The sequence below is a fragment of the Acidobacteriota bacterium genome, from assembly GCA_030949985.1.
Taxonomy (GTDB): Bacteria; Acidobacteriota; Polarisedimenticolia; order J045; family J045; genus JALTMS01.
Genome location: JAUZRX010000020.1, coordinates 1 through 9,372, shown reverse-complemented (window position 1 = coordinate 9,372; position 9,372 = coordinate 1). Strand labels below are relative to the sequence as shown.

At 70.3% G+C, this 9,372-nt stretch carries 10 protein-coding genes; 8 read left to right on the top strand and 2 right to left on the bottom strand.

The annotated features are described in order from the left end of the window. Nucleotides 1-381 precede the first annotated feature (381 nt). From trxA to Q9Q40_04900, 6 genes are all read left to right on the top strand, one after another. Nucleotides 382-711: a thioredoxin gene (trxA, locus tag Q9Q40_04925; GenBank protein ID MDQ7006551.1), complete on the top strand. Its 330-nt coding sequence runs from the start codon at nt 382-384 to the stop codon at nt 709-711. 47 nt (nt 712-758) lie between these two features. After that, nucleotides 759-1,544 carry a cytochrome c biogenesis protein CcdA gene (locus Q9Q40_04920; protein ID MDQ7006550.1) on the top strand — a complete coding sequence of 262 codons (786 nt, stop codon included), beginning with the start codon at nt 759-761 and terminating at the stop codon, nt 1,542-1,544. Beyond that, nucleotides 1,529-2,029, top strand: coding sequence for a redoxin family protein (locus Q9Q40_04915; GenBank protein ID MDQ7006549.1), 501 nt, complete (start codon nt 1,529-1,531; stop codon nt 2,027-2,029). Before Q9Q40_04920 ends, Q9Q40_04915 begins: the two co-directional genes overlap by 16 nt. Further along, entirely contained in the window at nt 2,026-3,318 is a 1,293-nt protein-coding gene (hflX, locus tag Q9Q40_04910; GenBank protein MDQ7006548.1) for a GTPase HflX, read from the top strand. Before Q9Q40_04915 ends, hflX begins: the two co-directional genes overlap by 4 nt. Further along, entirely contained in the window at nt 3,315-4,370 is a 1,056-nt protein-coding gene (locus Q9Q40_04905; GenBank protein ID MDQ7006547.1) for a D-alanine--D-alanine ligase family protein, read from the top strand. Before hflX ends, Q9Q40_04905 begins: the two co-directional genes overlap by 4 nt. 100 nt (nt 4,371-4,470) lie before the next feature. Continuing rightward, the gene (locus tag Q9Q40_04900; protein ID MDQ7006546.1) at nt 4,471-4,821 is read left to right on the top strand and encodes a M64 family metallopeptidase; all 351 of its coding nucleotides are present in this window, start codon (nt 4,471-4,473) and stop codon (nt 4,819-4,821) included. A 377-nt stretch (nt 4,822-5,198) separates the two neighbouring features. Here Q9Q40_04900 and Q9Q40_04895 read toward each other — a convergent pair whose 3' ends face one another. After that, entirely contained in the window at nt 5,199-6,461 is a 1,263-nt protein-coding gene (locus Q9Q40_04895; protein ID MDQ7006545.1) for a sigma 54-interacting transcriptional regulator, read from the bottom strand. 84 nt (nt 6,462-6,545) lie between these two features. Between Q9Q40_04895 and Q9Q40_04890 the strand changes: the two genes are divergently transcribed. Then, on the top strand, nt 6,546-7,148 hold the full coding sequence (locus tag Q9Q40_04890) for a hypothetical protein (GenBank protein MDQ7006544.1): 603 nt from the start codon (nt 6,546-6,548) through the stop codon (nt 7,146-7,148). 69 nt (nt 7,149-7,217) lie between these two features. Then, nucleotides 7,218-7,430, top strand: a complete 213-nt coding sequence (locus tag Q9Q40_04885; GenBank protein ID MDQ7006543.1) for a hypothetical protein — start codon at nt 7,218-7,220, stop codon at nt 7,428-7,430. On the opposite strand, the gene Q9Q40_04880 is transcribed toward Q9Q40_04885, so the two are convergent. Beyond that, the coding region (locus tag Q9Q40_04880) for an FGGY family carbohydrate kinase (protein ID MDQ7006542.1) at nt 7,417-9,372 on the bottom strand (1,956 nt) is incomplete at its 5' end. The genes Q9Q40_04885 and Q9Q40_04880 overlap by 14 nt on opposite strands.

Here is a 9,372-nt window from a genome sequence, read left to right as displayed (position 1 = left end):
CCCCGTGGGAGAGCAAGAGCGGGGCCAGTTTGAACCCGCGCTCGGGCGCGGAGTTTGGGGACGAGGCGTCCGCATGCGGACAGGTGCCGCGGACAGGGTCCGGACACCCCCGGCGGCTTGCGCCCCCCCCCGGCCCCCGGGCCACGGGGCACATTCTTCGCTCCACGGTGGGGGGGATGCAGGGTGGGGCTCGGGTTGGTATCCTCCGGCGCCTGTGTGGCATCTCAGTAGGGCAAGGCCCGGCAGCGCGCTCGAGGGTTTTACCGAGCGGTGACGGCGCTGCCGGGACGAGCATGGCATCAACGCTGGTACAGCGTTGTCGCGCCTTTGAGGATTGACCGCGCCGCCGGCGCGGTCCGACCCGATGGAGATTCAAGACCCATGGCCAACCTTCCTGCGCTCCGAGACGACACTTTCGATGCCGAGGTCCTGCAATCCGATACGCCGGTTCTCGTCGATTTCTCCGCAACCTGGTGCGGTCCCTGTAAGGCCCTGGCGCCGACTGTTGAAGCGCTGGCCGGCGAATACGCCGGGAAAATGAAGTTCTTCAGCCTGGACGTTGACGACGCCCGTGCGACCGCCCATCGTTTCGGTGTTCATACGGTGCCCACCCTGCTCTTCTTCAAAGGGGGCGAAGTGGTGGGCCACCTCCTGGGCAACCGCACGAAGAGCGATCTTTCCAAGTTCATCGATGAGATCCTCATGGGTTGAATGGCCTCCTGGTGTTCCGTAACCCCCATCCATAAGGGCACGCCGTGATGAATCCTATGCTTCTGGCCCTGGCCGGCTCGGGTCTCGAAGACCGGGTCGGGGCCTTGGCCGCGCAGCTGGCCGACTCGGTCAAGGGGGCTTCCGACCCCTTGGCCATCGGCCTGTTCTTCGCCGCCGGCGTGCTGGCTTCCCTGACCCCGTGTGTCTATCCGATGATCCCCATCGTGGTGACCTACATGGGAGGGGCCGAGTCTCAAGCCGTTGCCGCCGGAGCCTCCCCCGAGGGACGGCGCTGGCGCGTGACTGCGCGGGCGCTGTTCTACATTGCGGGCATGGCGGCGGTGTACACCGGCTTGGGCATGGCGGCGATCCTGCTGGGCAAACCCTTCGGATCGTTGACCCAGACCTTCTGGGGTTACGGCCTGGTGGCTCTGGTCCTGGCGGTCTTCGGACTGGGCATGATGGGGCTGTTCGAGATCCGCGTGCCCTCGTTTCTGCTCGACCGTGTGGGCTTGGGTCCGCGCCAGGGGATGGCAGGCGCCGCCTTGATGGGGGCGACCTCCGCCATCGTCGCCGCTCCCTGCGCGGCTCCCATCGTCTTCCCCCTGGTGACCCTGGTGGCGACCCAGCAACGCTTCGTCTTCGGCAGCCTGGCGATGCTGGCCTTCAGCCTGGGATTGGGAGTACTCTTCCTGGTGCTGGCCATCTTCTCCGGGCTGGCGGCCAGCCTGCCCCGACCTGGGGGGTGGATGGTCACCCTGAAGAAGATCGTCGGTGTCGTCATGCTCGTGCTGGCCGCTTGGTTCGCCTACCAGGGGTGGATGAGACTCTGATCTTCAGATTCCTGCGTGTTTCCCTCTTTTTGGCGGCTTTCGTCGCGGCCGCCGGGGCGGCTGCGGTGGCGGCGCAAGGGCCCCGGGTCCCTTCCCTCGAAGTGGTGGCCCTTTCAGGCGAGCGCCTGTCGCTGCACGAACCGGGCAAGGTCACCGAGATCCTCTTCGTTGCCCGCTGGTGTCCGCCCTGCGCCAAGGCCGTGGCTGCCGCGCGTCGCCGTACCGGCACCCTCGGCCGGCGGGGATACCGCCTGATCGTCGTCGGTGTCTCGCGTCGACAGAACGAGGGCGACTTCCGCGAGTGGAGCGAGGAACTCGGTCTGCGCGGCGCGCTGGTCTACGACGTGGAGGGCCGGGTGGAGCGCGCCCTGGGGGCGCGGCTTTTGCCCTGGAGCGTGGTCGTCGACGCTGCGGGAAAGATCGTTCACTCCGGTAGCGAATCCCTGCCGGCCGGGCAGTGGATGCGCCTGGTAGGGGCTCGATGAGCAAACCTTCCGCTTCACCCGAACGTGGTCGCGCCTACCTCGTCGGTGTCGTCCAGGGAGGGGGCGGCGCCGCCCGCGAGGTGGAGCAACACCTCGACGAACTCGAGCGCCTGGCGGATACCGCTTCTTTCGTCACCGTCGGTCGAGCGCTGCTGCCGCGACGACAGATCCATCCCGCAACCTTCATCGGCCGGGGCCAGGCGGAAGACGTGGCGGTGATGGCCCGGGGCCTGGGCGCCGGCCTGGTGATCGTCGACGAGGACCTTTCTCCGGCCCAGTCCCGCAATCTCGAAGCGATTTTCGACCTGCCGGTGGTGGATCGCGGTGGATTGATCATCGACATCTTCGCCGAACACGCCCGCAGCCGGGAGGCGCGGACCCAGGTGGAGATCGCCCAGCTCGAATACCTGCTTCCCCGGCTGGCGGGCCGCTGGACCCACCTCTCGCGACAGGTGGGAGGTGGCCCGGGGGGGACCAAGGGCGAAGGCGAAAAGCAGATCGAACTGGACAGGCGGATGATCCGCCGCCGCATCGATCGCCTGCGCCGGGATCTCCAGCGCCTGTTGCGGGGACGCCAGGTGCGACGCCAGTCGCGCACCGGTCTGCCCCAGGCGGCATTGGTCGGTTACACCAACGTGGGCAAGTCGTCGCTGTTCAACGCGGTGGTGGCCGCCGGCGTGAAAGTCGAGGACCGACTCTTCGCGACCCTCGATCCCACCGTGCGGCGGGTGGAGCTGGGGCGTCGTGGGGCGATGTTGCTCAAAGACACCGTGGGCCTGATCCGCAAGCTGCCCCATCACCTGGTCGCGTCTTTCCGCTCCACCTTCGAGGAGGCCGCGGAGGCGGACCTGTTGGTTCACGTGGCCGACGCGGCCCACCCCCGGCTCGATGAGCAGTTGGCCACGGTGGATCGCGTCCTCGATGACAGCCTGCTGGGGGAGCTGCCCCGGTGGCTGGTCTTCAACAAGGTGGATGCCGCCGAGCCGGCAGTCGTCAGGGAACTGCGCCGCCGCTGGCCCGGTGCGGCCTTCGTCTCCGCCCGCACGGGGGAGGGGGTCGAGACCCTCGTTCAGCGCCTGGCGGACCGCCTCCTGGGGCTCGAGGTCAGCCTGACCCTGGCCGTGCCCCTGGCGCGCCAGGACATCGTCGCCGAACTCTCTCGTCGCGGGGTGGTCCTGGCCTGGGAGGCCGTCGATGGCCGCCTGGATGTGCGGGTCCAGGGGCCCGCGGCGCTGATCGCCCGCCTGGAGCGGGAGCTGGCCGCCGGTTCGGAGGAGGTGGTGGGATGAGACGGGTGGTGGCCCTGTTCTTCGGCGGGCGCAGCCCTGAGCACGATGTTTCCCTGGTGTCGGCCCGGGGCATTCTCAAACATCTCGATCGCTCCCGGTGGGAACCTGTCCTGGTGCGGGTGGACCGCCGGGGAGTGGCGTGGTCCGGTGGTGAGGACATGCTCACCGCGGATCCGGGACCCGGGCGGGGCGTGCGGGTGCGCCTGCCCTCTCATCCGGAGGACCGTCGTCTGCGTCGCGAAGATGATGGTCGGCCCTGCTCGCCGCCCCTCGACGCGGTCTTTCCCGTGATTCATGGTTGGGGCGGGGAAGACGGCAAACTCCAGGGGCTGACCGCCTGGGCCGGGATTCCCTGCGTGGGGGCGGGCGTGCTCGGCTCGGCCCTGGCCATGGACAAGGATCGTGCCCGTCGCATGCTGGCCGCCGAAGGCCTGCCGGTGGTGCGTGACGCGGTCTTCTCCGGCGAGCAGGTCCGGGACACGGAGGCCGTGGCCCGGGCGGTGGAAGAGTTGGGCTGGCCCCTGTTCGTCAAGCCGGCCCGGGCGGGGTCCAGCGTGGGCATCTCGAAGGTCGAGGGCCCCGAAGGGCTGGCCGATGCCCTCGGGAACGCAACCCGCTGGGATTCGAAGGTCGTGGTGGAAGCCGCGGTGCCCGGCCCCCGGGAAATCGAAGTCGCCGTGCTGGGCCATCGGGTGCCCGAAGTCAGCGTGGCCGGGGAGATCGAGCCCCACGGCGAGTTTTACGACTACCGCGCCAAGTACGAGGATGCCGAATCCAAGCTGATCATTCCCGCTCCCCTGTCGGCCGAGGTGCTGCGGGAGCTGCGCAGCTATGCCGCGCGGGCTTTCGTCGCCCTCGACTTGCGGGGTATGGCGCGGGTGGACTTCCTGCTCGAGCGGGAGACAGGGAAAATCGTGCTCAACGAGGTGAACACGATTCCCGGGTTCACCCCGATCTCCATGTTTCCGCGCTTATGGCAGGCCTCGGGAATCAACTTTACCGAGTTGATCGACCGCCTGTTGGAACTGGCCATCGATGGGCATCGCCGCTGAAAGTTCCGGGTGTCCGGGCTGTCCGGCTTTCCGGAGCTGCGCGTCGCCGTAGCCTTACCGGCGTGGCTGGAATCATGCATCTTCGCGCCTCCGGGCCGGAATGCGACGGGCGGATCCGGCCCATGGCCTGAATATCACCTTCCCGGGAGACGGCGACACCGACGCGGAAATCGATTCTTACGCGCTCGACGTGCGAAACACCATCGACTACCTCCGGGAGCGGGAACCCTGCGCCGAGTACCGTGGAAGCATCAACTTCCGCCGGATGAACGTGGTGTCGCACGCGTCCGGCGTCGATGAACCCGACAACGGTTTCTTCAGGGACCCCGCCCTCGACTGCCCCTGCTGCCCGTCGGAGCCGGTCTTCGGTGGCGCCGACTGTGTCCCGGGACCGACGAGACTCTCGTCGTCGGCAATAGCGTCCGGCCGGCGATCCACGAGCAGGAAGTGAGCTGGTATCTCGACGGTGGGATTCTGCCCGGCGAGACGGGAGACGTGCCGGTGGCGCCGGGAGAAGATTTGGCGCTGGACGATCACCCGGTGCGGGTCGAGGTCCTCGATACGGCGTCTCGCGCGCGTTTCGGCCCCGGCGGCAGCGGCAACAGCCTGGTTGGCGACACGCTGCGCAGGGACGCGCCCGACGCGTTCGACCCGGCCGACTGCGTCGGGATCGACGGCGCCGACACCACGAGCCGGGACCCGACGACACCGACCGCCGGCTTGGTGTTCTTCTCTCTCGTCCGGGCGGAAACCCCTGTCCGGGAGGTGTGGGATCGCCGGGGACGAACAGCGACGGCGTCGAGAGAAGCGCGGGGAGCCCATGCCAGCTCATGCGAGGCCGTAAGCGGCGAGACGGCGGTAGAGCTTCTGGCGCGACCAGCCCAGGCGGCGCGCGGCGGCGGCCTTGACGCCGCCGGCCTGTTCGAGGGCCAGGCAGATCGTCTCCAGTTCGAGGTTCGTGACGGGGCGGGAGGCCGCCGCGCAACGACGAACCATGTCGGCGGCGACCAGGGGCTTCGGCGAGAGGCTCATCGCCACACGGAGGATGTGGTCGAGCTGGCGCACGTTGCCGGGCAGCGCGCAGAGAGCGAGTGTCTCGAGGGCTCCGGAGTCGAGCCAGCGACCGGGGCCGAGTCCCTCGGCGGCCGCTCGGGCGCAGAGGACGGCCACCAGGGCCGGGAGATCCTCGGGGCGTTCCCTGAGGGAAGGCAGCCGGATTTCCAGCCCTGCCAGCCGGTAGTAGAGGTCTTGTCGAAAGCGACCGCCGGCCACCAGGGCGGAGAGGTCCTGGTGCGTGGCGGCGATGCAGCGCAGATCCACCGGCCGGGGACGGTCGGCACCGAGGGCGCGCACCTCGCGTTCCTGGAGCACCCGCAGCAGCTTGGCCTGCAGAGGCAGGGAAAGGTCGGCGATCTCGTCGAGGAAGAGGGTGCCGCCGTCGGCCTGGGCCACCCTCCCCGAGCGGTGGGTCACGGCCCCGGTGAAGGCCCCCTGGCGGGAGCCGAAGAGTTCCGCCTCGAGAAGGCTCTCCGGCAGGGCCGCGCAGTTCTCGGCGACGAAGTCACCCGTGCGGCCGGACGCGCCGTGCAACGCACGGGCCAGGACTTCCTTGCCGGTGCCGGTTTCCCCCCTGAGCAGCAGGGGAAGGGTGGAGGCGGCGAGAGGACGGATTTGGCTGAGCAGGGACCAGAGACTGGGTGTGGTGCACTTGACCGCGAACAGCGGGTCGTCGTCGGCTGCCTGCTCGAGCAGGGCCACCGCGGGTGCTACCACGGTGGCGGCGCGGGACGGCTCGGCGGTTCGGACGCAGAGGCAGACCGGCCCCGGGGCGAGTCTTCCTTGCAGCAGCCACGGGCTGGAGTCGGCGACCACCGCGTGCCATCCCCGCCGGATCAGCGCCCGGCCGGCGGCGCGGCGGAGGGATCGCGCAGGTCTCTCGATGCGTCCGCCGGGGCCGACGAAGACGTGGCCGCCCAGGGCCAGCCAGAGGGTCGTCGCCTTCGACTCGGCCAGGCTCGCGAGCTGGGGGGCGAGGCGGTCGCAGGTGACGTCCCGGGTCGGGGAGATGAAGCAGGTTGCCGCGTCTGCCATGATGCATCCTCCTGGGGTCGCCCGAAGGGCCCGCCCGCAGCGTAGGGGACTCTCCGGCACCCGGGTGCGTTGAGGAGGTCGACCATGTCCCGGATCGGTAACAGCGGGCGCTGCGCGGGCGTCTTTCTTCTTCTCGCCCTTTTGTTCGGAGGCTTCGTTCCGGCCGACGGCGACCGGGTCACCCTGCGCGATGGCGACGAGGTCGTCGGCAAGGTTCTCGAACTCGATTCCCAGCGCCTGCTGCTGGAATTGCCCGATGGTCGGCGCCGCCACATTCCCCGGGTCGAAGTGCTTTCGATCGTTTTCGGCGAGTCGTCGGCGCCTCCCGTGGTGGTGCGGGTCAGGGTCTTCAGCGCGGACGACGAGGTGAGGATTTTCGCCAACGACGAGGAGGTGGCCCCGGCGGACACCCTGCGCGGATCGTGGGTCGATCTCTCTCAAGCGCTGCATGACGGGGCCAACGAGATTTACGCAGAAGTCAGCAACCGCACCAACGTCTGGGCCTACCGCTGGGTGATCGATGCGGGTGGTCGGCGGACCACCTTTGCCTGCGGCATTCCTCATCGCAGTGGCTGCAGCAGCCAGGGGCGCGACCCCCGGGCCCGGGGCACGATGGATGCCGGCCGGGCGTGGATCTACCTCCACCGCCGGGAAGGGACGGTGGAGGTGGAGGTGGAGCAGCCCTGAGCGGGGCCGGGCCCGGCTGCCCGCGTGTGGGGTGAGTCATAATGGGCTGGCTTCCGAGAGGAGAGACCGATGACCACGCGCAAGATCGCCCCGCCGCGTCCGCCGGGGCCCGGGGAGCCGCCGCCGGAACTGCACTACCGTGCGGTGCGTCTGCCCTCGGGCGCCTTGCTGCCCATCGAGGTGCGTCTCGGTCGTCGCCTGTTGCGTACTCTCCCTGCGGACAGCCCCGAGGCGCTGCGGCTGCTCGAGGCGGGTCGCGTGGAGATCCTCAGCCCCCGCTGAGGGGGCGACGGTTCTGGGGGCCGGTCGACCAGGTCCGCCCACAGACCGCGGTGGCCAGGCGGGCGGCGCCCAGCAGAGTCAGCTCCGGTTCCGGTGCGCAGACCAGGGGCAGATCCAGGGCACGACGCAGCAGGGCAACCAGTTGCGGGCTGTTTAGAACCCCACCGGAGAGCATCACGCCTCCCCGGAGGCCTCCCCGCACCAGGCTGGCGGCCGCATCGGCCAGGGCCCGGGCGCGGCGCTCCGGCGAGCGATCGCCCAGGGCCTGGTGCCGGGCCAGGTGCCGATGCCACTGGGGGTCGGTCGCCGCAGCGTCGGTGTCGGGCAGGAGGGGTTTTTCAAGCAGGAAAAGGGGGGGGATCGGTCGCTTGCCCGAGGTCCACAGGGGCGCCCGCCGCCCCCCCGGAGGCGGCGGCTCCCCCGCGGCTGCCGCGCGCATGGCGAAGGCCGCCGTGCCCACGTTGAACACCAGGCGCCGGCCCAGCGGACCGGCGGCGCCCACGTAGGCCGCCTGCTGGTCGCCGATCAGGGTCACCAGGGGGACCCGCGCCCCGCCCGGCCAGGGGAGCGTGCCGTGGGGGCCGAGGGACGGCACCAGCGCGGGTAACTGGCCCGGATCGAGGGAAAAGGCACGCAGGGCCTGTTCCGACCAGGTCGAGCCCCCGGCATCGAGCAGGAACATGCGGTTGGCCAGGGTGGGGTCCACCCGGGTTTCGCCTTCGCACAGGCGGGCTGCGACCCACGAGCCCAGGGGCGCCAGGCGCGCGCCGGGGGGAAGGGTGACGGTATCCCGCAGCCAGGCCCCCTTGATGGCGGTCCAGGCGGTGAGTAGGGGCAGGCCGGTGGCCTCCTCCAGGATCCGACGCTGTGGGGCCAGGGCCTCGAGCACCTCGTCGCCACGGGGGTCCCTCCAGGATGGCGCGCAGGTCAGCGGCGCGCCCGCGGCGTCGATCCACAGTCCGGTGGAGCGCTGGGAGGCCAGGGCGGCCGCGACCGGCGGCGCGCCGGCACGGGCCCCGTCGGCCAACTGTTCCAGCAGTCCCTCGACGCTGGCGAGGACCTGCCGGGGGTCGTGCTCGACCCGGCCGCCTTCCCGGTAGTGAACGGGTGTCGGAACGCTCACCCGGTGGACGATCTCGCCCTGGTCGGGATCGACCAGAGCCGCCTTGGTGGATGTGGATCCCAGGTCGAGGGCGAGGATCGTCTCACCGCCCCTCCGGGCGGGTTCGGTGTCCGCAACCCCCAGCGCGTCGCCAAGGGCCTGCTCGTCGTCGGTGACCAGGCCCTCCACCCCCAGGGCCAGCAGTTCCCGTGCCCGTTCCGCGTCGTTGATCGTATAGGCCCACAGGCGCAGGCCGGCGCCGAGGATGGACGCGACCTGTTCGGGCGTCAGACGGCGTTGCTGGGCGACGACCAGCCGGGCGCCGCAGGCCTGGGCGGCGGATGCCGGATCCCGCGGATCGGAGCCATGGAAAACCAGGCCGGTGGTCAACGCGGGGGCGGCCTGGCGCAGGGCTTCGAGACAGGCGCTGTCGCTGGAGGTCACCACGACCTGCTGGGGAGAGCCGGCCCGCTCGAGAGCGGCCAGGGCCCGCCGCGCGATCTCCCGCGGCGAGACGGGCGGGTCCGGTTTGAGTTCGATGTCGAGCAGCACTTTCTCGGCGAGCAGGGCCAGGGCCTCGTCGAGCAGCAGGAGGTGCTGGCCGGGGGCCTGGCTGTACTCCTGTGCCACCAGCTCCCGCGCCGAACACTCCCGTGCGGCCCGCGTCTCTCCCGTCACGCGCTCCGGCGTCGGGTCGTGGAGCAGCACCAGCAGGCCGTCGGCGGTGGGCCGTGCGTCGATCTCGACCGCGGCGGCTCCCGCCTCGAGGGCGCGACAGAGGGCGGCGGCGGAGTTCTCCGGCGCGCAGGCGCAGCCGCCGCGGTGGGCCACCAGAAGGGG

Excerpts from the sequence above, each read along its gene's own strand:
- trxA (MDQ7006551.1), top strand. The coding sequence starts at position 382 with ATGGCCAACCTTCCTGCGCTCCGAGACGACACTTTCGATGCCGAGGTC.
- Q9Q40_04920 (MDQ7006550.1), top strand. The coding sequence starts at position 759 with ATGAATCCTATGCTTCTGGCCCTGGCCGGCTCGGGTCTCGAAGACCGG.
- hflX (MDQ7006548.1), top strand. The coding sequence starts at position 2,026 with ATGAGCAAACCTTCCGCTTCACCCGAACGTGGTCGCGCCTACCTCGTC.
- Q9Q40_04905 (MDQ7006547.1), top strand. The coding sequence starts at position 3,315 with ATGAGACGGGTGGTGGCCCTGTTCTTCGGCGGGCGCAGCCCTGAGCAC.
- Q9Q40_04900 (MDQ7006546.1), top strand. The coding sequence starts at position 4,471 with ATGCGACGGGCGGATCCGGCCCATGGCCTGAATATCACCTTCCCGGGA.
- Q9Q40_04895 (MDQ7006545.1), bottom strand. The coding sequence starts at position 6,461 with ATGGCAGACGCGGCAACCTGCTTCATCTCCCCGACCCGGGACGTCACC.
- Q9Q40_04890 (MDQ7006544.1), top strand. The coding sequence starts at position 6,546 with ATGTCCCGGATCGGTAACAGCGGGCGCTGCGCGGGCGTCTTTCTTCTT.
- Q9Q40_04885 (MDQ7006543.1), top strand. The coding sequence starts at position 7,218 with ATGACCACGCGCAAGATCGCCCCGCCGCGTCCGCCGGGGCCCGGGGAG.